The sequence below is a fragment of the Prevotella sp. genome, assembly GCF_051059605.1.
Lineage (GTDB): Bacteria > Bacteroidota > Bacteroidia > Bacteroidales > Bacteroidaceae > Prevotella.
The window spans coordinates 139,833-164,770 of record NZ_CP050883.1 but is presented as its reverse complement, the minus strand read 5'-3'; the positions used below and the strand labels follow the sequence as shown (position 1 = coordinate 164,770).

At 35.5% G+C, this 24,938-nt stretch carries 13 protein-coding genes; 10 read left to right on the top strand and 3 right to left on the bottom strand.

Annotated elements, in window-relative coordinates:
• Window positions 1-33 precede the first annotated feature (33 nt).
• Together fabG and HEQ28_RS00605 are read right to left on the bottom strand one after the other, a co-directional pair.
• The gene (fabG, locus tag HEQ28_RS00610; RefSeq protein WP_207153531.1) at window positions 34-762 is read right to left on the bottom strand and encodes a 3-oxoacyl-ACP reductase FabG; all 729 of its coding nucleotides are present in this window, start codon (window positions 760-762) and stop codon (window positions 34-36) included.
• A gap of 329 nt (window positions 763-1,091) precedes the next feature.
• On the bottom strand, window positions 1,092-2,735 hold the full coding sequence (locus tag HEQ28_RS00605; protein ID WP_434503265.1) for a glycoside hydrolase family 43 protein: 1,644 nt from the start codon (window positions 2,733-2,735) through the stop codon (window positions 1,092-1,094).
• A 152-nt stretch (window positions 2,736-2,887) separates the two neighbouring features.
• On the opposite strand from HEQ28_RS00605, the gene HEQ28_RS00600 reads away from it, so the two are divergent.
• From HEQ28_RS00600 to HEQ28_RS00585, 4 genes are all read left to right on the top strand, one after another.
• Window positions 2,888-4,117, top strand: coding sequence for a DUF4861 family protein (locus HEQ28_RS00600; RefSeq protein ID WP_434503264.1), 1,230 nt, complete (start codon window positions 2,888-2,890; stop codon window positions 4,115-4,117).
• A 224-nt stretch (window positions 4,118-4,341) separates the two neighbouring features.
• A complete protein-coding gene (locus HEQ28_RS00595) occupies window positions 4,342-4,860 on the top strand; it encodes a sigma-70 family RNA polymerase sigma factor (protein ID WP_434503263.1) in 519 nt (172 codons plus the stop codon).
• A 71-nt stretch (window positions 4,861-4,931) separates the two neighbouring features.
• Window positions 4,932-7,205, top strand: a complete 2,274-nt coding sequence (locus HEQ28_RS00590; RefSeq protein WP_434503262.1) for a heparinase II/III domain-containing protein — start codon at window positions 4,932-4,934, stop codon at window positions 7,203-7,205.
• 1 nt (window position 7,206) lies between these two features.
• Entirely contained in the window at window positions 7,207-9,138 is a 1,932-nt protein-coding gene (locus tag HEQ28_RS00585) for a glycoside hydrolase family 97 protein (RefSeq protein WP_434503261.1), read from the top strand.
• A gap of 29 nt (window positions 9,139-9,167) precedes the next feature.
• Here the strand turns inward: HEQ28_RS00585 and HEQ28_RS00580 are convergent, their stop codons facing one another.
• The gene (locus HEQ28_RS00580) at window positions 9,168-11,903 is read right to left on the bottom strand and encodes a two-component regulator propeller domain-containing protein (RefSeq protein ID WP_434503260.1); all 2,736 of its coding nucleotides are present in this window, start codon (window positions 11,901-11,903) and stop codon (window positions 9,168-9,170) included.
• Window positions 11,904-13,267: 1,364 nt separating this feature from the next.
• On the opposite strand from HEQ28_RS00580, the gene HEQ28_RS00575 reads away from it, so the two are divergent.
• From HEQ28_RS00575 to HEQ28_RS00550, 6 genes are all read left to right on the top strand, one after another.
• On the top strand, window positions 13,268-14,491 hold the full coding sequence (locus HEQ28_RS00575) for a glycoside hydrolase family 88 protein (RefSeq protein WP_434504402.1): 1,224 nt from the start codon (window positions 13,268-13,270) through the stop codon (window positions 14,489-14,491).
• A gap of 159 nt (window positions 14,492-14,650) precedes the next feature.
• On the top strand, window positions 14,651-17,851 hold the full coding sequence (locus tag HEQ28_RS00570; protein WP_434503259.1) for a SusC/RagA family TonB-linked outer membrane protein: 3,201 nt from the start codon (window positions 14,651-14,653) through the stop codon (window positions 17,849-17,851).
• Window positions 17,852-17,868: 17 nt separating this feature from the next.
• Complete coding sequence (locus HEQ28_RS00565) at window positions 17,869-19,809, top strand: RagB/SusD family nutrient uptake outer membrane protein (RefSeq protein WP_434503258.1); 1,941 nt, start codon at window positions 17,869-17,871, stop codon at window positions 19,807-19,809.
• A gap of 93 nt (window positions 19,810-19,902) precedes the next feature.
• Window positions 19,903-21,315, top strand: coding sequence for a glycosyl hydrolase family 28 protein (locus tag HEQ28_RS00560; RefSeq protein ID WP_434503257.1), 1,413 nt, complete (start codon window positions 19,903-19,905; stop codon window positions 21,313-21,315).
• A 105-nt stretch (window positions 21,316-21,420) separates the two neighbouring features.
• Window positions 21,421-23,016 carry a hypothetical protein gene (locus HEQ28_RS00555; protein ID WP_434503256.1) on the top strand — a complete coding sequence of 532 codons (1,596 nt, stop codon included), beginning with the start codon at window positions 21,421-21,423 and terminating at the stop codon, window positions 23,014-23,016.
• A 17-nt stretch (window positions 23,017-23,033) separates the two neighbouring features.
• Window positions 23,034-24,893 carry a glycoside hydrolase family 127 protein gene (locus tag HEQ28_RS00550; RefSeq protein ID WP_434503255.1) on the top strand — a complete coding sequence of 620 codons (1,860 nt, stop codon included), beginning with the start codon at window positions 23,034-23,036 and terminating at the stop codon, window positions 24,891-24,893.
• Window positions 24,894-24,938 lie beyond the last annotated feature (45 nt).

The window sequence follows — 24,938 nt, the reverse complement described above, 5'->3', positions numbered from 1 at the left end:
TTAGGATATATCCTGCAAAGTATAAACAACTACTTATGTATATAAACCACCATTAACCTGTATCACCTGTCCATTGATGTACTCAGCTTCTTTACTTACCAGAAATTCAGCTAAAGCAGCCACTTCGTCTGGTTTTCCAAATCTTCCGGCAGGAATTAGTTTTTTAAGTTCAGCAACATCAAGATCCTCGGTCATGTCTGTCTCAATAAATCCAGGAGCTATAGCATTTACTGTAACTTTACGCTTTGCGACTTCTTGTGCCAAAGCCTTTGTTGCACCTATTAATGCAGCCTTAGCAGCAGAATAGTTTGTCTGTCCAGGCATACCTTTTATTCCGGAAAGTGAAGTGATATTTATTATTCTTCCATGACGATGCGTCAGCATGTTCTTCAATAATCTACGCGTGATATAGAAAAAGCCATTCATTGTAGTATCTATGACATTGTGCCATTCACTATTCTGCATGAATATCATAAGGTTATCTTTTCTAATGCCAGCATTATTAACTAGCACAGATATATAATCATCAGGATGTTCTGATTCCCATTTTTCAAGAGCCGATTCAATTGCAGATTCTTCAGAAACGTCAAACTTAAGCAGTTCAGCTTTTGCGCCAAGCATTTCTATCTCGTTAAGAGTTGCCTGCGCTGACTCGTCATTAGTTTTGTAGTTAATAACAATTCCATAACCTTTACTGGCAAGCCTTATGGCAGTAGCCTTTCCTATTCCGCGCGACGCGCCTGTTATTAGGGCATATTCCATTACTGTTTTCTTAAAAGATTAATATTTATCATTCTTGACATTTGCTGCATTTTAGTCTTTAATCGTTACAATCTCGTATTTTAATGTACATGTATTATTAATTATGTATAGGCTACAAGATATAATGAACTGCAAATATACTACATTTATTTATCTCAGCCAAATAAAAACTCATCACGACAAGTTGAGCTAAGAGTTTTTAAGAAAGATAAACAGAATAAGGGGGATAAGTATATTAAACTTGTCCCCCATACGATATATCCTCAAAAAGAAGAAACTAAAAGTATTAAGTATTAATTGAACCTCTTTAACACTAAATTACAAACAGTTTATTTATTACTAGTAATTCTAAACCAATCAACATCTAACCATCCGCGACTTATACTTCTATCTTTAGATTCAGAAACTAAGCCAATTTTAGCTCCAATCCATTTGCCTTCACGCATTTTAAACAATAAGCCAACATTATTAAAACATTTACCGTCAATACTATAAGCAAACTGACATGTACCGTTACTAATTTTCATTTGTAAATATAAATCAATATATAGAGCGGGGGAATATGGAATAGTATCACGTTCTGTTGGTTCTAACACCGCAATGTCTTCCGTCGTCTCTCGACCAGACTTATCAGCATCATTACATGTAATATGTTGCAGATGAAAACTATTGCCAATGCGATTCACCACCAACGCAGAATAATCCATACCCATAACTATAATACCACCATATTGATTTTGCCCCTTTGATGCAAAACGTATTTTTGCAGTCGCAGTGAATATTTCTGCGGGAGTTTTCTGCAACAACAGATTCGGTGCTTCCCAAAGATTCACGAAATTTTCACTCAAATTCCGTGTGTATAATCTCATACACCCTTCTGAAGTAGGCATACCATAGAACTGATTGTAATTAGCATGCCATTGCCATTGTAATCCAATTTCACCGTTATTAAACTCATCATTCTCCTGCGGATTCATTATTAATTTAGATACTGACTTCGATTTACGATATCTTATTACTGGTTCGCCACATAAGTCACCATCTTTATCAACTCCCATCACAGGCCAGTTATTTATCCAATGCATAGGTTGCAAATATATCACACGACCATATTCATATCTATCGTTGAAGTGCAAGAACCAATCTTCACCATATTCAGTATGAACCCATGCTCCCTGATGAGGTCCATTAATATCAGTAGTTCCCTGCGCCATAACCTTTTTCCATTCATAAGGACCATAAGGTGAACGTGAACGCATAGCCAACTGCCATCCATATTTAACTCCCCCAGCAGGACACATAATCCAATACCACCCATTGCGTTTGTAGAATTTAGGACCTTCGGTTGTATGATTCACCTGACCGCCATCAAATACAATACGAGGCATACCTATCACACGTGTCCCGTCTGATGATAATTCGCGAACCGTAAGTACAGAGTTAAAACCAGCTCTGCTAGCAGCCCAGCCGTTTACGAGATAGCATCTGCCATTATCATCCCATAATGGACATGTATCAATCATACCTTTTCCTGCAATGACACATACTGGTTCGTCCCATGTACCTTTCGGATTTTTTGTCTTCACCATATAAACACCATAATCAGGATTGCCCCAATAGATATAAAAATATCCATTATGATATCGTATACTCGGTGCCCACACCCCTTCTCCATGTCGTGGCACATCGAAATACTCTTTCGGAGTTAATTGTTGCAATGCATGCCCGACGATCTCCCAATTCACTAAATCTTTTGAATGCAAGATTGGCAAACCTGGAATGCAGTTGAAACTTGACGCTGTCATATAATAGTCGCCACCAACAGCACATACATCAGGATCACTATAATCAGCATTTATAACAGGATTAGTATAGGTTCCATCTCCATTATCAGGACACCACACCTCTGAATGATACTGTGCCATTACCGCAAATGGCAACAGTGAAAACAACATTGTTATTATCTTTTTCATCGTTATACGAATATTGTATTTTTTACGTATACGAGCCAACTATCGTTTTTACGTAAAGAAACATACCATTTTTATTCTTATTAGAAATAATATAATAAGTATTCAGCGCCATATAAACGTATCATTAATATAATAAACTTAAATAAGAAATTATGAAAATAATAAAATTCAAATGTTCATTAACTATCATGTTATTGCTTTTCTCGTTTTTCGCAATGTCACAAGAAAAAGTAATGACACTGGAAGTTGTTAACAAGGCAGCTCTGCAACGACACGAAATCGTGGCATTGCCACTTGACAGAATTATAAAAGGATTGAACTTGCATGAAAAACAATTGTTCGTAATAAGGAAGATCAACAATATGGATGTTGAATATCAGATATGTCATGATAACCAAGTGATATTCGAAGCTGATGTAAGACCTGAAAGCAAAACCATATATTATATTAAAAGGGGGCAGCCATTGAAACATGAAAGCCATGTTAAAGGTGGAATATATAAAGACAGAAAAGATGATATAGCATGGGAGAATGATCGGGGAGCATATCGTATTTATGGTCCTGCATTACAACATTCAGGCGAAAAAGCTTACGGAATAGATATCTGGGTGAAGAACACGCCTGAGTTAGTAGTTGCAAACAGATACAAAATGGATAAAGCTGGTAGTATTGAAAACAAACAACTAAGAGATAATGGATATATAACTTCTGCAGACTCTGTAAATCTTTTAACATCATTTCATATTGATCATGGAAATGGCTATGATCCCTATCAAGTTGGACCGACTCTTGGATGTGGAGCACCAGCACTAATGAAAGAAGGAAAGCTAATTATGCCTTGGTGCTATGATAAATATAACATTCTTGACAACGGACCTCTACGTTTCACTGTAAGCCTTACGTATAAGCCAACAATTATTGATGGCAAAAAAGTAACCGAACATCGCATTATAAGTCTTGATAAAGGAAGTTTCTTCAATCATATCACAGTTTGGTATAATGGGCTGCCTGACAATTATGATGTAGCAGCTGGCGTTGTTGTACATTCGGCTGATTCCACAACGACATATCTTGGAAAAAACTACGTACAATATGCTGACCCTACAGACAATATTGAAATCAATAATTCACAAGTTTATGTAGCATGTATCTTTCCAGAAAGTATTGATACGACTACCTATTTACACTATACTGAAAAACCAAGTGAATATACTAGTCATCTAGTTGGTATAAAGAAGAATATTCACGATGAACAGAAGTTCAATTATTACTCAGGTGCTTCATGGAGTAACGGTTTCGTTTATTCACAAAAAATGTGGCAATTATGTATTGATGAATTTATCCAGAAGTATAAAAATCCACTTGAACTAATTATTAAATAAAACGACACAATCAACCTATTTGCATTCCGTCAAATTTAGACGGAATGCAAACAACAAACTTGTATCTATTTGAATATCAATAACATACATCAATATTACGACATACAAATACGACAGAACTAGTTTCAACTATTTTTTGTTTTATGTTAGAATATAATAAGCTAATTTTGCGACAATGATTTTTAAAACCTAAACATAAATTATTTCCTTATTTGTTAAACTTTATGGAAACTGTCGCTAACAATAAAATGGATTTCATCAGTAATGCTTACGAGCAGTATCATGATAATCTTATCGTATTCATCTCTAGTCGTATCAAGGATATTGAGATGGCTAAAGACATGTCACATGACGTATTTATCAGATTAATTGATTATAAAGGGCTGCTTCTTCCAGAATCAGTCAAGAGTTTCATATATACGATAGCCAACAATCTTTTAATTGACTATTTCCGCAGAAATAATAAGCGAATGCAGATACACTCTTATATATATGATAGAATGGAATGTTCAGAAAATACTATCGTTGAGAATATCAACGTTAAGAATATCCTTAGAATAGAGAAAGACATTATTGAGACACTGCCTAATACCAGACGCAAAATTTATTGCATGTATAGATATGAAGGACTGTCATACAACGAGATAGCTGAAAAACTGAATATCAGCCAGCGCACAGTAGAGTCTCATCTGTTCACAGGACGTAAGGAAGTTAGACAGCATTTAAGAAAGGTATGTATTTAAAAAATTTGAATAAAGTAAATACAATTAAATAGAAACTTTTACGTAATAATTTATATAAAACCTAATAAAATATGAAGAAACTTAATATAATACTGATTTTATTTTTCTATATGTACCTGGCAAATGCACAGAACACCAGGCATCCTTATCTAATTTTCACCAAACAAAAAATAGATTTTGCTAAGAGTAAAGCAAAGTCTGATACGACTATGGCGCGCTGTTGGAAAGATATTAGAAAGGTTGCTGATACAAACATAAACACCAATGATATATCAAGACTTGATTATTTGTCGTTAGCTTATCTTATGACAGATAATAACAAGTATTCAGATGCTGTAAAACGTGTACTGATGAATGCCATAAAAGCAAAATCTTGGGCAACATCTGAGATGCTTGCACGAAAACCAACATGGAATGCAGACCTAAATGTAGCCCATAGATGTTTCGCAACAGCTGTAGGATATGATGCTATTTACAATACACTAACATCCGAAGAAAGGGATACTATATCTAGAGGACTATACAGATTGGGCGTTCAACCATCTATGCACGATTGGATCATGGAACCTACACGAATACACTCACTAAACTCTATGGGACATAACTGGTGGAGCAGTTGCGTGGGTATGGGAGGTCTGCTCGCGCTGAGTCTGCAAGATGAAATCAGTGAAGCGAAAGAGGCTGCCGAGACTGTAAATGAACTGTTACCTGAATGGTTTGACTTCGGTGGAGACGTGTTGCAGAATAAAGCAAAGACATTTGACGAAGCTGGAGGTATGTATGAAAGTCTGAACTACGCCAACTTCGGTATCGGCGAAGCATTACTGTTTCGTATAGGTTGGAAGAATAGCCGTTCTGAAGAATCACTACCTGCAATAAAGCAACTTGCCAAACTACCCGATTACTTCCTTCATCTTTGCTATCCACGTACAGGAGCTTTGTATGACGTGAATTTCGGCGACAGCCACAACACAATATCAGCAGAGAGCTGCATGATGCTGCTCTACGAACTTGGTATAAGGAATGACAATATGCTGTGGTATTTCAATCAGGTAGAGGAAGGACAAAACCGTGACGGATATTTCCGTAACCGTCCAATTGGATTTCTTTACACTCCCGACACACACAATGCACCAAGCATTCCCACTGCAACAAATTCTTATCTGTGGAAAGATTTTGGGTGGGCAACAATGCGTAACAACTGGAATAAAGACGCAACTATGATTGCCGTAAAAAGTGGATACACATGGAATCATTCACATGCAGACGCAAACTCGTTTGTTATATTCCATAAAGGTGTTGAGATTATCAAAGATGCAGGTAACTGTTCATATCCTAACCCAGCATACAGAAATTACTTTTTTCAAAGCGACGCGCATAACGTGATTCTTTTCAATGGCGAAGGTCAGCCACGCACTCAGCAGTATCATGGTGCTCCACTTCGTGGGAACCTATATTATATGATGGATGCAGGAAACATGAAGTATGTGCTTGCCAATGGAACAGGTCCGATGTCAGATAAGTTGAGCCGTAATTTCAGACATTTTATATGGATGGACAAACTATTACTTATCGTTGACGATATAAAAAGTCACCGTCAAGGTAACTTTGAGTGGTTATGGCATCCTGATGGGAACGTAAAGAAAGAAGGATACTTTTTAAATGTAACAAACGGCAATGCTGCTATATCAATATGTCCTTTATATCCCAGACTCTTTGCACAGTCTGATTTCGTGCATGATTATCCAGACGATATATATCTTGAAGAGAAAGAGGGACCTACAGAAGACTTGAAAGGTAAGGAGAAATACTATTCTTTTCACCTCCCAGAAACCACAGATATGGTAAAGGCTGTAACAGCGGTAATCATGAAAGACAGTCCAATAGATAAAAATCTTCCGCAGATAGAGAGACGTGACGGAAAAGACTGGATTGGACTGAGAATAAAATACAACGGACAAACTACAGATTTATATATTAACCAGCTCGCTGACGGAAGACTTATGCATAGTAATTCGTGGATAGAAGCTGATGGATGGACTACTGATGCATACATGTTTTCTGTTACTTACAAGGATGGAACTGACGCTGCCGAGGCAAAAGATTTCTTCATTTGCTATGGCAGTGCCGTAAGAAGAGGAAACACTGATTATTTTTCTTCACTCTCAAAATTGTTTATTATCAAAAATAACACTGAGGGTAAAGACAATTTTCATATTGAGGGACAACAACACGTAAATGCTACATTCCGTTCTATGAGTCAACCATCTACAGTGATGGTTAATGACAAAGATATGAAAGTAACTTATAATAAATATGGAATGAATATTAAATTCGAAGAATAAAATGAAACAATATAAAGCAATCATATCTTTAGTTGTATGCCTTCTTTCTTTTATATCTGCATCAGCGACAACAATAGAAAGCACAAGGCATAGTCTTAAATCTCCTGACGGAAACTACATATTTTCCTTTTTTCAGGATAGTAATAATGGTAAAAGACAGATGTATTATAGCGTGGCATATAAAGGTTATACCATTATTAGACAATCAAAACTTGGCGTTGACATACAGAATCATCTTTTTGAGAGTGCTCTCGGAGTTCCAAATGACACATGTACCAACTGGGGCGATAATCTTCTGTATATCGGCACAGACACTTTGTCACATAATGCTACATGGAAACCTCTATATGGTGAATGGTCTGAGATTACTGACAAATACAACTGTATGAGTCTGAAGTTCAGAAAAGGCAAACCGGACACGAATAATTACAATGTATTCAACAAGGAACGGACATATTATCTAGATGTCGAGGTTAGAGCCTACAACGAGGGAATAGCTTTCCGCTATCATTTTCCTAGTACAAGCAACGGGCTTTTTATACATATAACGGGCGAACAGACACAATTTGCAATGCCTGAGGGCACAATGTCTTTTTATGAGAAGTGGGCACAAGGACCCATATCTTACACACCAATTAACGAATGGAAAGACGAATGCGAACGACCGCTGACAATGAAACTACCTAATGGATATACGGTGACTTTGGGAGAAGCAAGATTAACAGATTATGTAAGGACAAAATTCAGTCTTGACCAAAAGCTGTCAAGCACATTAAAGGCAAGTATGTATGGTTGCGCTGATATTATGACACCATATAATACCCCATGGAGGGTTATTATGGCTGCCGACAAAGCTGTAGACATTATTAACCACAACTACATAATGCTGAATCTCAACGACTCTTGCGCCATAAAAGATTGTAGTTGGATAAAGCCTGGTAAGGTTTTCCGTACAGGTCTGAAACAGGAAGAGGCTTTGGCTGCCGTAGATTTTGCTGTTGATAGAGGACTACAGTACATACATCTTGATGCAGGTTGGTATGGTCCTGAAATGAAAATGACTTCTGATGCCACGACTGTATCAGAGACAAAAGATCTTAATATTCCTGCTATCTGCAAATATGCGGCATCAAAAGGTATCGGAGTCTGGCTATACGTAAACCAGCGTGCTTTATATCAACAAATAGACACATTACTACCTTTATATAAAAGTTGGGGTATTAAGGGTATAAAGTTTGGCTTCGTTCAGGTGGGAAACCAACAATGGACAACATGGCTACACAACGCAGTACGCAAATGCGCACAATATGGAATGATGGTTGATATACACGACGAGTATCGCCCTACAGGATTCAGTCGTACATATCCCAACCTCATGACTCAAGAAGGAGTTGGAGGAAACGAAGAATTTCCCGATGCCACACATAACGTGACATTACCTTTCACACGTTTTATAGCTGGACCAGCAGACTATACGCTATGCTATTTCGATAAAAGAATAAAAACTACACATGCACACCAACTAGCTATGGCTATAGTTTATTACAGTCCTATACAATTTATGTATTGGTATGATAAGCCTTCATTATATAATGGGGAAAAGGAGTTGGAACTATGGAAGAATATTCCTACGGTATGGGATGAGACACGGGCTATACTCGGAGAACCTGGCGAATATATTGTTACAGCTAGACGGAGCCGCAATGATTGGTATCTGGGAGCTATGACAGGAAATAAAGGTCGCGAAGTTGCAATAAAGACTGACTTTCTGCAAAAAGGAAAGAAGTATTTGATGACATTATATCAGGACGATCCATCCTATTCAAGTAAGACAAAAGTTAAAGTTATTAGTAAGTTAATAAAAGGTGACGAGGTAATTAGATTATCCCTTCAGGACAGCGGAGGCGCAGCAGCGTATTTCCGTATGATGTAAAAGTTATTTAAGGAGTAAGCAATACTTGTTTACTCCTTATTTTTATTTATCTGCTGCATGTATTCTGTAGGCGTTATTCCCATCACACGCTTGAATGTATTGAAAAAAGCCGTTTTCTTGAAACCACATTTCTCAGACATCGCCACTATAGTATATTTCTTATTAATTTCAGGATCAGCAGCCATCAACTTGAATTCATCAAGACGGTAGTTATTTATATAATCATAATAGTTCTGGTTTAGATACAGACTAAACACCTGAGAGAGTTTGTTTGCCGAGCTTCCTATTGCCACGGCTAAGTCGGACATCTTCAGGTCGCAATCAAGATATGGTTTCTCTGATTTCAAATATCTCTCCAGTTTTTTTACTATTGCTGCACATTCATCATCATCTATTTTCACTCTTGAATATTTCTCTTTATGATGTTGGTCTTCACCTTCTGTCATCTGGTATATGGCCTCAACTATTTTTTTTCTACGAATGACGAATAATACACATCCTAAAATAAGAAACACAATTAGTAAGACTTCAATATAAGCCATACCACTTGGATTTACATAAACATTATATTCTGTTATGTTCTCGTCTCCAGCAAGTCTTATTTGCAACTTATGAGAACCTGGCAACATACTATCGTATTTTATTTGAGACGTACCCACTGATGTATACCATTCACCGCCATCAATTCTATATTCAAAAAATGTGTTTGACGGATTAGAATAATTTAGTATAATAGGCACAAAAGACAATTTACTGCTAGTCATGTTCCATTTTAGTTCTATCTCGCGACTATTGTTTATTTCGTCCTCAGCCTTCATGTTCACATTCCCGTCATTAATCATAACGTTGCCAAATATTATCGGAAAATGAGTTTTAAAGTGATTTTTTATTATCCCACGTGTTTGAGCATAAATGAGTCCATTATTACACCCTATCCACACGTTATTGCTCTCATCTAGATATACTGCTTTCGTATTAAATGCAGAACCTCGCATATTATCCATATTACCAAACTGTACATACTGCTTTAAGGAATTATCCAGATAGAACAATCCTTTATCGGTAGCCATCCAGTATCTTGCATTATTATCTCGCTTTATGAATGCACAAGATTCGTCAATTATATTCTCATCAAATGTCAATGTACGGAATTCAGACAAATCATTTTTTGACTCATATACACCGCTATGACCAAATCCAATCATCTCTCCATCACCTCCATTAGTAAAATATACCTCGCTCTCATTATTAAAGAATCCTTCGGGAAACCCTGTTGACTGTATAGCTCTGTTGCCAGCATTGAGAACACAGATACCTTTTTGTGTACCAATCCAACCATTACCATTGCTATCAAAAGATATACTATTGACAAAACCGTTGAGTAATCCAGAATTACGAGCCGTATAACAAACGGTCTTACCTATATTTGCATCATAGCAAAACAAACCGTCAACAGTAGTAATCCACAGTTTGTCATTATGGACGACGGCACTAAATATACTACCCTTACTCAAAGTAATATTATCAGACATGGGGGTAACTCGCATATTTTGAGGGTCAAGAACCTTTACACCACCGTCGAATGTACAAATATAATATTTACCATGATAAAAAACATTTGATATAACAATACTCCCACCAATCTGCTGAGGACTGAAATATCTTATAATATCCCGCGCCTCGTCAATAAAATAAAATCCATTACGTGTACCTATAAGCTTCTGTTTACCATTGATTGTAAAACTTCTCACGTTAAGGTTCTCTGTCGTAAAGTCTTTATATGAATATGTCTTAAATATTGGATTAACATAATATGTATACATCAACCCCATCCTAAAAGACCCAAAGAAGTCAACACCGTTTTCATCATGTAAATAACTATAAACAGAATTATCTTTCAACGCAAACGGAGTAGTATTTGTTGTGAAAGACTTTATAATTCTATTTTTTGATACAGATATGACATGCGCCCCATTACCATCTGTAGCAACATACAAATTATCGCGTCCATCGGTAGACAATTCTGATATGATGTTGCAGTCAACAGAGATGTATTTTGACAGTTGTCCACTCCTTATATCATATTTTATTATACCATCATTGCTTGAACCCATGAAAACACTTTCACCAATTGATGTAAGACAATGTATATTACCAAGCATCTGCATTTTATTTCCGACATCAATATTCTTAATTACGCCTTTACTCATCATTGTAAGCCATTTATCTGACGCAATCCATACACGTTTCTGCTTGTCTATAAATATATCATTTATTTTGTTTTCTCCTGATAAAGCATTACTGCTAATAAGAAAGCGTTTAACCTTGTCGCCATTAAGTACGTAAAGTCCTTTATCAGAGCCTACATAAAGTTTTTTCCCGTCGACAGCCAACGCAGATACGTTGCCATTTATTTCTTCAGAAACTTTTATTAAGGAATCACTTTTCAACTGATATAGTCCACTTGAAGTAGCAGCAAAAAGCCTATAATCAGATGTTTCAACGATATCGTAAACAACATTATTCTGCTTAATATTACCAGCACTATAAGAGTGAAGAGTCACACCGTTAAAACTATTCATACCATCAGAAGTGCCAAGCCATATCATTCCTCTATGATCTCGGTATATCTTATAGATATTTTCCCCACAAAGCCCGTCGCGCATGGTTACATTACCTATAAAATCACTGTCGGTTGCACTTGATGCAAGACAGCATAGTATGAAAATAATTGATAACGAAATATTACACAGGTTATTTTTCATTTTATCTTCGTGGTATTTGAAATGCAAATATACAAAAGAAAATCTAAATGGACAAATCATTTCTAGGCTTTCTTAATGCCTTATTTTTAGATTCGTAGCACATATACTATCTTTATATACAGAATATATATTATATTGGTCTTCGCTTTACTTATTATCTGCTAAGATTATTTCACCTCCGGTTATTGTAACCAACATATAAAGTATTGGTTTTGTTGTCTACCAGAAAAAGTTTTTTTAATGCCACTAATGTCACTTTGTCACAAACCCTTTGTTTATCGGGGATGAGCGAGTGACATTAAGTGACATTATCGGGGGAAAAGTGACATTAAAAGTCGAAACACACCTGTTTTTGGTGATTTTTTCCAAATTATGGATAGGTTTCTGCTTCTTACATGTACTCTGATTCAAAATATAAGGTAGAAAAATTCAATGTATTTTATTTAGTGATAAGGCCCTAATCACTCCGTATTGCTTCGTAATTTGCAGAGTGATTAGGGCCTAATCACTATCTCGTATTTCAAGAAAAAGAATTATAAGATTGTTATGCTTATGTGCTTTGTTACTTTTAATAAATCGTGGATTTACTATACTATTTTTCTATTGCATTTACCGATGTTCTATTCCTACGATACAAAGCTTCTGATTCTATGATCAAACGTTTCTGTTTCTACGACATAAAGTTTCTGTTTCTACGATCAAACGCTTCTATTCCTACGATATAAAGTTTCCATTGCATCGATCAAATGTTTTTAATTCATCAAAGAAACATCTAAGACATATATATAAGTAAATAATTTTTATTTTATTATATTTTTACTAATTAACAATATATAGTGTGGTCCTTGTGCAATCATAGGTTTTTCTGTCAAAAAAGGTGGATGATAGTGGAGGTATACCTCCACGGGTTAACGAACTGTATAATAATCATTTACACACAAAGTGGAGGTTTTTTGTTTGTTTTGAACTTTTTTAGTTTTTTCTTTTTTCGGGCATCAAATTCTAATGGAAACGTAATAAAAAATCATGATTAAGCAATTTTGGGAATTGTATATACAGAAGGATATAGTATATATGTAGCATGTATTTTCAAGACTCAGTTGACTAATGTTTAAAATAAGGGCTTGTGACATTAGTGGCATTAAAAAAACTTTTTCTGGTAGATTATCAAACACATTTATTTAAGATCTTCACTTTAAATTAGCAAAAGACGTTTTTTATATTTATTTGCCAGATGCTATTTGGGAAAGAATTATAACGAATAAACACTCATCAACTTTATATAATTAACAAAAATATGACTAATATACCTAAGTAATTATTTACATTGATTCGTAATAGATAAAAAATGATATATGAAATATATGAAATCTAAACGTGAAATAGTTCCTTTAATTTTAGGATTACTTGTTGTCTGTGCATCAGCAGGGAACAAACAGCATCCCCTAAAAAGCAAAATTCCCTATATGGAATTAAAATACTGTGACAGTAAGATAAAAAATACGATAAAAGAACTTAGTGGAGACTCATCTCTAGACTATTCTGTTTATCCAAGAAGCATTGCAAAAAATGAAAAGAAATGGAATTGCGTAAGGGCTAAACGAGAAGAATGGTGTTCTGGTTTCTGGCCAGGAATATTATGGTATGATTATGAGAATACTCACGATTCCACCATACTGCATCATGCGGAGAAATACACAGAATCACTAAAATTTATTTCAGAATGTCCCGCTTATGATCACGACTTAGGTTTCCTAATATATCAAAGTTTTGGGAACGGATACAGATTAACACATAATGAGGCATACAAGAAAGTGTTGCTGAGGACGGCTGATACACTAGCTACTCTCTACAATCCAAAAGTAGGGACAATATTATCATGGCCACGTGAAAGAAAGCCACAAAACTGGCCTCACAACACGATTATGGACAACATGATAAATTTAGAACTGATGTTTTTTGCATCACAGAACGGAGGTAACAAAAGATTGTATGACATGGCTGTATCACATGCTGAAAAAACAATGAAAAACAATTTTAGACCAGATTACACTTCATATCACGTAGCTGTGTATGACACAATCAGCGGACAGTTTATAAAAGGTGTTACACATCAGGGATATTCCGACAATAGTATGTGGGCGCGTGGACAAGCATGGGGAATATACGGATTCACTATGGTATACCGATACACTCACGACAAACGCTTTCTGGATTTTACACAGAGGATAACAGATGCATATCTTAAACGATTACCAAAAGATTACATACCATACTGGGATTTTGACGACCCTTCTATTCCTAATGCTCCAAGAGATGCATCAGCTACTTGTATAGTAGCTTCAGGATTGTTAGAGCTTTCTACATATCTTCCATATCAGGAATCAAGGAAGTATCGCAATGCCGCACTGAAAATGATAAAAAGTCTAAGTTCACGGAAATATGAAAGTGGCAGGAGAAACAATTCATTTCTACTCCACTCCACAGGAAATAAACCAGCAGGATATGAGATAGACGCATCAATTATTTATGCAGACTATTATTATATTGAAGCACTGACGAGATTAAGAAAAATGAATATACGTTAAGTATTTCCATATCAATACTCGTATAAGTAGTAAAATAACATTATAACAATAAAAAAAATAATCTATAAACTAACAAGACATGAAATTTAATCTATTAATTTTGCACACTGTTGCAAAAAGTAAAGAATTACTTATTTGTATAACCTCAAAACGAGAATCATGAGAAAGTTAAAACTTATATTAACAATGCTATTGCTCGCAGTCTCAACTGTAGCATTAGCACAAACAAAAGTTACAGGACGAGTCGTAGATGAGTCTGGGGAACCTATCATCGGTGCAAGTGTAATCCAGAAAGGTACAAATAATGGAAGCGTTACAGATCTTGATGGTAACTTTACCATTCCTCTTCCTGGAAAATGTATTCTGCAGATTTCTTATGTTGGCTACAAGACGCAAACAATAAGCTACACAGGACAGAACAAACTTAAAATAACCATCAAAGAAGACCAGCAAGCATTAGGAGAAGTTGTTGTCGTCGGTTATGGAACACAAAAGAAAGCCACATTGACAGGTGCTGTTTCGATGGTTAATGGTGACGAAGTGCTAAAGGGAAGAGGCACTAGCAATATAGCAACAGCCCTACAAGGTGCTATACCAGGATTGACAATCACACGTTCATCATCTCGTCCTACAAGTAATCCAAAAATAAATATTCGTGGAGGCATTTCTGCAAACTCATCAGATCCATTAATACTTATTGACGGCGTTGATGCCTACTCATGGGAATTAAACACCCTTAATCCAAATGATATTGAGAGTATATCTGTTTTGAAAGACGCAGCTGCATCTATCTATGGTGCACGTGCTGCTGGCGGTGTTATCCTTGTAACAACGAAACGTGCAAAAATTGGTAAAATTTCCGTTTCATATAATGGTTCTGTCACAGCAAATTATAGAGGGAAAAAATATCCGGCAGCAACAGGCTCAGAATGGGCTAGAATGATGTTAATGGCTGATTACAATGACACCAATCATGCTAATGGGGCTTCTTCACTTTGGACATGCGGATCACAGAATTTCAATACAGATTTTTATACTCGAATAATGAATAATGAAGCATTTGATTGGAATGGCACTAATATATTAAGGATAGATCCTTTAAATGCTAATCAAGTTGATGCCGTATATGGAACTACATGGGGAAACTCACAAAACATAAGTGTACAAGGAGGTAACGATATGATACAAAGCATTACTTCTTTGGGTTATGCAAACGATCGCTCCTTAATTAAGCCTATATATGACGGTCAGAAGAAATATAACTTCCGCAACAACACAAACTTCCAAATAGGCAAATATGTAAAAGTAGAGACGGGAATTTCATATGATATGAAATATGAAGACACTCCTACTTATGGAATTGGGTACGGACTTCAGGATATGTGGATATTTCCATTAACGACAAAAAGTGGCAAACAATATTATGACAACTTTGGTGGCAATAATGTCCTAGCACATCTCACAGAAGGTGGTAAAGCAAAAACTAATAATTACATGCTACGTCTAAGTGGAAAGGTCACATTCGATTTAAGCTTTATCAATCCTATTCTTAACGGTTTGACATTCTATACAAAAGGAAGCATTAGGCAATTTAATTTAAATAAAAAAGTCCAAAGCCACAAAATTCAAATGTACACATGGGATGATTCAAATGGTTTATCAACACTAAATGGTGCAACAACAGGTTCTAATGCAAATATAGAATCACTCTCTGAAACAAACGAAAGGGCACTATATCAACTTTATGAGTTTTTTTTGAACTACAACAGAAGATTTGGAGAACATAACATTACTGCCTTGTTTGGTAATACCAACGAACTTCGTGATAATTATTCTACATCAATATATCGTTCAAGCAGCAATGCCACAAATCTTACAGATCTTAATGTATATGATACAACTACAGATAAAATAACTTCATCTGGTTCTTATAAATGGTCTTATGTTTCTCTACTAGGTCGTATAAACTATGATTACGCTGGGAAATATCTTTTAGAAGGCTCATGGAGACATGATGGTAGTTCACGTCTTGTAAAAAATCAACGCTGGCAGGATTTTTATGGAGCAGAAGCTGGTTATCGCATATCTGAGGAAAAGTTCTTTAAAGGAGCATTACCTTTTGTTGATAATTTAAAAATACGTGCATCTTGGGGGCAATCAGGTAATGTTTCCACAATAGGAAATTATGAAGCATATGCTCAAATAGCAACAGGAACAACAGTTATGAACGGTGCGAAAGTTCCAACAAGCTGGATATCTGGTATTACAGATGATTCACGCACTTGGGAGACAGTAAACTCAACTAATATTGGTATTGATTATGGATTTTTAAATAATCGCTTATCAGGTTCTTTTGACTATTTCTGGCGTAAAAACAATGGTATGCTTATAAATATAACATATCCTGATGTTTATGGAGGAACTGCTCCTTCTACAAATGCAGGTAAGTATAAGACTCATGGTTGGGAACTAGCAATAAATTGGAACGACAGAATTGGCAAAGACATTACTTATCATGCAGGTTTTACTTTGGCGAATGCAAAAACAGAAGTTACTTCTTATGCAGGAAAGACATCTATTTCTTGGGGAGTAAACTCTATAATTGAAGGAAAGCCATTAAACTCATTATATGTATTTAAAACTGACGGTTTATTCCAAACACAAGCAGAAGTTGACGAATACTATGCAAGAATGAACGGAAACGTATCAGGCTCTTTGATAAGTAGTGTGAAAAACGGAACCACTAATGAACTAACACCAGGCTGTGTAAAACGTGTTGACTTAAATGGCGATAACGACATAACAAAAGAAGACTTATACTATTATGGTGATACGGATCCACATTATAACTTTAGTCTTAATCTGGGTTTATCATACAAGAACTTTGATTTTAATTGCTTCTTCCAAGGTGTAGGACAGCAATATAATGTAAGAAATGGTCAAATGGGATGTGCCTTCTGGAGCGGTTGGACAAATACAAGTGGGTATTTTATTGATAAAACATGGTATGCAGGAGATAAATTTGGTTATCATACAGAAAATATAAATGCAACCTACCCCTTGATATCTCGCAATGGAAACCGTAATAACTGGAACTACAAGAACTATAATGACATAAATGTAGTAAATTCATGGTATGCACGCTGTAAACAAATTCAAATAGGATATTCGCTTCCTAAAAATTTGATAAATAGAATTGGATTAGAGAAACTTAGAGTTTGGGTATCTGGTGAAAACCTGTTTGACATATCAAATATTAAAGACGGATACGATCCTGAAGCTCAATCAAATATGGGCACTTACTCTGGAGTAGACATATTTTCAAGCAGCATATCTTTTGGATTAGACGTTACATTTTAACTAATAATATCATTATTATGAAAACTTACAATATTTTAATTGCATTGGCTGTTGCAACAACAGTAAGCTTATCTGGATGCACCAGTTGGCTTGATCAAGAACCGATGTCAAATGTCACTAATGGATCCTATTTTAAAAATGCATCAGAATTCAATGACGCAGCCAATAACCTATATAGCCAGTTGCAAGGATACAACACAGGATTAAACTACACTATTTTTGACAATGGTACTGATCTTAATTATTTAGGTAAAGATGAACTTTCTGGTAATACTAGTGCCCCAACTAGTGACGGCTACTATTCTAGCCCGTATAAAAATCTACGTACTGTAAACAATTTACTTGCAGCTGCAAATAATTATACGGGTACAGATAATATTAACTCATCAGTAGGAACAGCCTATTTCTTTAGAGCATGGTGGCATTTTTATTTGCTTCAAAGGTATGGTGGAATAACATTAGCACTAACAGTTCCACAAACTACGTCTGATTTTGTATGGGGACCACGTAACTCTCGCTATGAAGTAATAAGTTCAATACTATCAGACTTAAATAATGCACAAACACTACTATCAGCAACAACAAAAGTTTCTACTAAAAATAGTGGAGATATAGATATAGAAGCTGTTAGTGCTTTTAAGGCTAGGGTCTGTCTTTATGAAGGGACATGGGAGAAGTACAATGGTCGTGGCTCTGAAGATGCAACAAATGGAGATGGCACTACAAACGGAGCTGGCACTACTATACCTTCAAATTACCCATCAATAACTGATCTATTGTCGATGGCGAAAACAGAATCAGCTAAATTTACTTCAGGTGGTGCATATGCCACAGAATACTCTGTATGGATGGAATGCGAAAACCATAAGATTGATTCATATGACAACACTTCTAGTTACTATTTATTCGGTTTGGAAGATGCAGATTCAAATCCTTATGGAGCCTCAAAATCATCTAACAATGAAGCAATCTTGCGCAAATGTTTTGATTACTCACTACAAGTATATGGTGGAGTTAATCTAACACACTCAGAGCCTTGTGGAGGTAACAGAAAATTAATGGATATGTACTTGTGTACTGATGGTTTACCTATCAACAAATCTCCACTATTTAAGGGATATCATGGGTTAAATTCAGAATTTGAAAATCGTGATGCGCGTATGCTTTCTTTATTTAAGCAAACAGGTCATTATTATTGGAGCGCAAATAATGAGCATGGTAAAATTGCTGATTACAGTATTGCACCTAGCGCTGATGCTAACAATATCAGTGGAATCTATGCCCCTATTCTCACAACATATAGTGGTGGATCATATAATGGCAACAATGGCTATGTTGGTCGTAAATTCACAGAAGAAAGACAAAGACCTACTACACAAGAATCAGCAGACTATATGCTTATAAGATTACCAGAAATGCTTCTTACATATGCTGAAGCAACATACGAACTTGAAAACAAAATTAGTGATGCCGATTTAAACAGCACTATAAATATCATTCGCAAACGTGCCCATATTGCAAATCTTACTAACGCTCTTGTAAACGATAATGGACTGGACATGAAACAAGAAATACGAAGAGAAAGATCATTAGAACTATATGGAGAAGGTTTCCGACTTTATGATTTGTGCCGTTGGGGAACAGCAGATATAGAAATGGCTCGTCCTATCTGCAGCTATTATGCAGCATATAATGGAATTGACACTGAACTTGCAACTGAAGATAAGCCTGGATATCCTGGTGTAAAAATGTATAAGGCTTCAGTATGGACTGGACACATTGTAACAACAGAAACAGCACAAGATTCCTATACTGCGGGCATGCCTACAGTGAAACCTGGCGCCCTGATTACAGAGCCAAAAACAGAAAGAAACTTTACTAAGAAAAACTATCTTCAAGCAATTCCAACAAGCCAAATATCTCTTAATAGCGAATTGAAACAAAATCCTATGTGGTAATTAATTGATAGACAACAAATTAGGTTAGTTAGACAATTTGAGGGGATTCTTTAATAAAGGAATCTCCTCATTAAATTAAAAATCATCACTATCATGAAAAGATTTCTTTTTCTTATTCTATGTTTTATAATTCCATCACTAATATGGTCTAAGAATATCTATTCTTCACCAAAAGGAGTGGAAGTGAATAATGACTACACCGTAAAAATACGCACGTCAAATGGAATATGGCAAGATGTACCTACATATTTATTCTATGTTGACGATACTGAGAACGGAACACATAAAAAAGAAAAAACTTCTGTAGCTAAATTTGATTTCGACGATACTGTCGAAGTATGCATCACATCTACTAAAAACAAAATTTGCTCATATAGACTGCGACCACTTTCTTATGATATACCTACGCAACAAGAGGGAAACACTGTTACATTTACATTAAATAAATCACGCTATATGTCATTTGAAATCAACGGAGACATATACCATAATCTACAAATCTTTGCAGATCATAGAATATCCAAACCTAAAGTCAAGAAGAATAATTTTATTTATTTTGGACCAGGATTACATGATTTAAATGGAGACTCTATTGCCATAACTTCTGGGAAAACTGTTTATATCGACCAAAGGGCTGTTATAAATGGCTGGCTATCAATATACAAAGCTGATAATGTCAAGATATTAGGCCACGGAATCATAAATCCTGGGCGACACGAAGGAATTATGGTAAAATATTCAAAGAATGTAATAATAGATGGACCGTTGACAACACAAATACCCGTGGGTGGTTCAGATTCCGTAACTATAAAGAACGCAAAAGTAATCTCATGGTATGGTTGGGGGGATGGAATGAACGTGTTTGCAAGCAATAATGTATCTTACGAGCATGTATTCTGTCGAACTAGCGATGACTGTTCCACAATATATTGCACTAGACTAGGATATAATGGAGGATGCAAAAATATCACGATAAAGGATGCTGTTTATTGGGCTGACGTAGCCCACCCTATTATGATCGGACTTCATGGAGATGTAAGCAAATATGAAATTATTGATAACGTATTATATGACAACATTGATATTCTGGAACAAAATGAAAACCAGATAGATTATCAGGGATGCATCGGCATAAATAATGGCGATAATAATATTGTGCGTAATATTACTTTCAGCAATATCCGCGTAGAAGATATACATAAAGGTATGCTAATTAACATGCGTGTTTGCTATAATAAAAAATATTGCCATGCACCAGGTAGTGGCATTGAAAATGTTACTTTCAAAAACTTTTCATACAACGGAACTCATGCTGGGATGTCTATCATTATAGGTTATGATGACAGTCGCAAAATTAGTAATATTCAATTTGAAAATTTCAGTATCAATGGCATAACTATTTATGATGATATGCCCAATAGACCTAAATGGTACAAGACATCTGACTACGCCAACATGTTTGTTGGAGAGCATGTAGAAAACATTTCTTTCATAAAATCTAAATAGTTATCTTTTATTCATCTTAATGACACAAAAAAGATAATTATTTCGTCATTTATATTAATGAAGTGTTATTTAATACAATAGTAAATTATCAAAAAAACAAAAGACATGATAAAGAAAACATACATTATTACAATGTTACTTATAATGTTTCAATCCTTATTGATGAAAACAACAGCGCAGGATTATCAATGGTGTGTATCTATTGACGGATACACTTCTACCGAAACGAATAGCAATCCTGAAGCTTTTCTTTGGATACCTTCTGACTGTAATAAAGTGAGAGGCATAATCCTCAGCCAACAGAACATGAGCGAGGAGCCGATATTAAATAATATAAAATTCAGAAAAACTCTGCAAGAACTTGGCTATGGAATAATTTGGATAGCGCCTTCAATAGATCAAGAATGGAATATACAAAAGGGCTGTCAGAAACTATTTGAAAAAATGATGAATGATTTTGCGAATAAAAGTGGTTATAACGAACTAAGCACTGTACCAATAATACCTATTGGACACTCTGCTATGGCTACTTTTCCGTGGAATTTTGCAGCATGGAATAACGATCGCACATTAGCTATTATATCTTATCATGGCGATGCCCCATGTACTAATCTTACGGGATTCGGACGTGAAAATATTGAATGGGGAAGAACCAGAAACATTGATGGCATTCCTGGGCTGATGATAGAAGGCGAATGGGAATGGTGGGAAGCACGAGTTAATCCTGCACTCTCATTCAGAATGAAATACCCTAACAGTTGCATATCATTCCTTTGCGATGCAGGACATGGCCATTTTGATGTATCAGACGAAGTAATAGATTACATGTGCATGTTTTTAAAGAAAGCTGATTATTACAGACTAAATCATAACGGACTGAGAAAATTAAATCCCACGGATGGATGGTTAGCAGAAAGATGGAACACTAATACTATTAATAGACCACATACTGCACTTTATACAGAATATAAAGGCGACAAACATGATGCTTTTTGGTATTTCGACAAAGATATCGCTTTGGCTACAGAACAATACTATGCACGTTCTTTAGGAAAGAAAATACAATATATAGGTTATAAGCAAGGAGCAAAATTTGTTACATACAATCCATCTAATCATGCAGAAATTATATTATCTCCCATCCTTCACAAAGACGGACGGACATTCAACATATCTGCAGTTTATAGTGATTCTACACGTTCAAAATTATCTTCCGAGCATTCTAGCGTAAAAATCAAAACAAGATTGATTAATGGCCCTGCCATCCAAATCAACGACACAACTTTTTGTCTTGACCTTTATAGAATTGGATTGAATAATCATCGAAGAAGTACAGATATTTGGTTGCAAGCTATAAGCGATGGAGATAGTAATTATAAGGGGACTGCACAACAAATAAACATACATTTTCCATATCGTATAACAGATGGTAAGCGCCAGTCTATTTATTTTGAATCATTACAAGATGTAAAACGCAATACAAAGACGATTTCTTTGAAAGGCAAATCTGATAGTGGCTTACCTGTATGTTACTATGTGAAATATGGTCCTGCTCATATAAATGGCAATCATCTTGTTATTGACAATATACCTCCAAAGACTAAATATCCAATTGAAGTTTCAGTGGTTGCATGGCAATATGGTATAAAGGGCAAATACCAAACTGCCGAGAATGTAGAGCATAAATTTCTTATAAAATAGGAATAATAACAATGAACATGAATCTGAAAATTATAGCAATAACAATAGTTTTAATAATTTGTTCAAATGATATTAATGCGAAAAAAAACATATACAAAGCTAAGTTCTTTCCGTTAAATGAAGTAAGGCTTTTGCCTGGAAGATTTTACGAGAATATGAAAAGAGATTCCATATGGATGATGTCCATACCAGTAAATCAGTTGCTACACAGCTTCAGAAATAATGCAGGATTATTCAGCGGACGTGAGGGTGGATATTTCGTTACTAAAAAATTAGGTGGTTGGGAATCGTTGGACTGCGATCTACGCGGACATTCCGCAGGACACCTTTTATCCGCTTACGCTCTCATGTATGCTTCTACAGGAAACTCTGCATTCAAAATAAAAGCCGACAGCATTGTTGACGGTTTAGAGGAAGTTCAGAACGCATTAGGTCAAAGTGGCTATTTGAGTGCATTCCCGGAACAATTAATTGAACGTTGCATAGATGGAAAATCCGTTTGGGCACCATGGTACACACTACATAAAATTTTAGCAGGTCTTATTGACCAATACACTTATACCGGTAATGAAAAAGCGATTAGAATTGCCATAAGAATGGGTAACTGGGCATACAATAAGGTTGCGGCATTAGACTCCACCTCCATACAAAAGATGATTAGAAATGAATATGGAGGAATTAATGAATCTTTTTATAATCTTTATGATATCACAGGTAATAAAAAGTATTTTAGACTTGCCGAACTCTTTTATAAGTCGGACAACATAAACCCACTCAAAAATAAGGAGGACAGATTGGGTACATTGCATGCTAATACATTCATTCCTAAAGTGATAGCTGAAGCACGCAGATATGAAATCACAGGAGATGAAAGTAGTCGTACAGCAGCCGAATATTTCCATTGGCTGATAGATACCAAATACTCTTTTGCCACAGGAGAAATTGGAGATAAAGAACATTTTTTCAACCCTCTGACTACATCCAAACATCTGTCAGGATACAACGGAGAGACTTGTTGCACATATAACGAACTTAAATTGTGCCGTCATCTATTTGAATGGAATCCAAATAATACAATTATGGATTACTATGAGCGTGCCTTATATAATCAGATATTAGGACAACAGGACCCTGAAAGTGGAATGGTGTGTTATTTTACTCCTATGCTTAGCGGAGCTTACAAGTTATATAGCACTCCCAACGACAGTTATTGGTGCTGTGTTGGTACTGGATTTGAAAATCATGCTAAATATGGTGAAAGTATATATGCTCATGATAAAAAAAACATTTATGTAAATCTATTCATAGCTTCACAACTCCATTGGAACGAGCAGAAGATATCTATAATCCAAAGTTCTGATTTTCCAAATACAGATAATACACAACTTACTATTGAGCATACATCAGGTAAAACATGGAGCCTTTTTATAAGAAAGCCACACTGGGCGAAAAAGTTCCATATCTATATTAATGGTAAATTGACTAATTCAACTATTGATGCAAACGGTTATTGTGATATTAATAGAAAATGGAAAGAGGGCGATCAAGTGAAAGTTACTTTCGGAATGGAGATAAAGACCATAATATGTCATGATGATTCTACCTTATCAGCTATCGCTTATGGTCCAATAATTCTTGCTGGAGAAGTAGGCAAAGTTGAACATCCTTTTTCAAATCCCAACCTTTATAATGACTACTATAATTTAAATTTTAATATTCCTGCCGGAATAGATACTTCATTATCCAATGATGAAATAAAATCTCTTCACAAACTTCCTAAAAAAATAGAATTCATAACCAATACCAATAAATTAATTAAACCAATTTATGATATACATCATGAAAGATATGTTGTTTATTGGAAAAAACATTTTTAGATCATATTAATTATATATTGCATGATGTTTCTTATTATCTAACAA

Excerpts from the sequence above, each read along its gene's own strand:
- HEQ28_RS00565 (WP_434503258.1), top strand. The coding sequence starts at position 17,869 with ATGAAAACTTACAATATTTTAATTGCATTGGCTGTTGCAACAACAGTA.
- HEQ28_RS00550 (WP_434503255.1), top strand. The coding sequence starts at position 23,034 with ATGAATCTGAAAATTATAGCAATAACAATAGTTTTAATAATTTGTTCA.
- HEQ28_RS00585 (WP_434503261.1), top strand. The coding sequence starts at position 7,207 with ATGAAACAATATAAAGCAATCATATCTTTAGTTGTATGCCTTCTTTCT.
- HEQ28_RS00605 (WP_434503265.1), bottom strand. The coding sequence starts at position 2,735 with ATGAAAAAGATAATAACAATGTTGTTTTCACTGTTGCCATTTGCGGTA.
- HEQ28_RS00555 (WP_434503256.1), top strand. The coding sequence starts at position 21,421 with ATGATAAAGAAAACATACATTATTACAATGTTACTTATAATGTTTCAA.
- HEQ28_RS00580 (WP_434503260.1), bottom strand. The coding sequence starts at position 11,903 with ATGAAAAATAACCTGTGTAATATTTCGTTATCAATTATTTTCATACTA.
- HEQ28_RS00595 (WP_434503263.1), top strand. The coding sequence starts at position 4,342 with ATGGAAACTGTCGCTAACAATAAAATGGATTTCATCAGTAATGCTTAC.
- HEQ28_RS00575 (WP_434504402.1), top strand. The coding sequence starts at position 13,268 with ATGAAATCTAAACGTGAAATAGTTCCTTTAATTTTAGGATTACTTGTT.
- fabG (WP_207153531.1), bottom strand. The coding sequence starts at position 762 with ATGGAATATGCCCTAATAACAGGCGCGTCGCGCGGAATAGGAAAGGCT.
- HEQ28_RS00560 (WP_434503257.1), top strand. The coding sequence starts at position 19,903 with ATGAAAAGATTTCTTTTTCTTATTCTATGTTTTATAATTCCATCACTA.
- HEQ28_RS00590 (WP_434503262.1), top strand. The coding sequence starts at position 4,932 with ATGAAGAAACTTAATATAATACTGATTTTATTTTTCTATATGTACCTG.
- HEQ28_RS00570 (WP_434503259.1), top strand. The coding sequence starts at position 14,651 with ATGAGAAAGTTAAAACTTATATTAACAATGCTATTGCTCGCAGTCTCA.
- HEQ28_RS00600 (WP_434503264.1), top strand. The coding sequence starts at position 2,888 with ATGAAAATAATAAAATTCAAATGTTCATTAACTATCATGTTATTGCTT.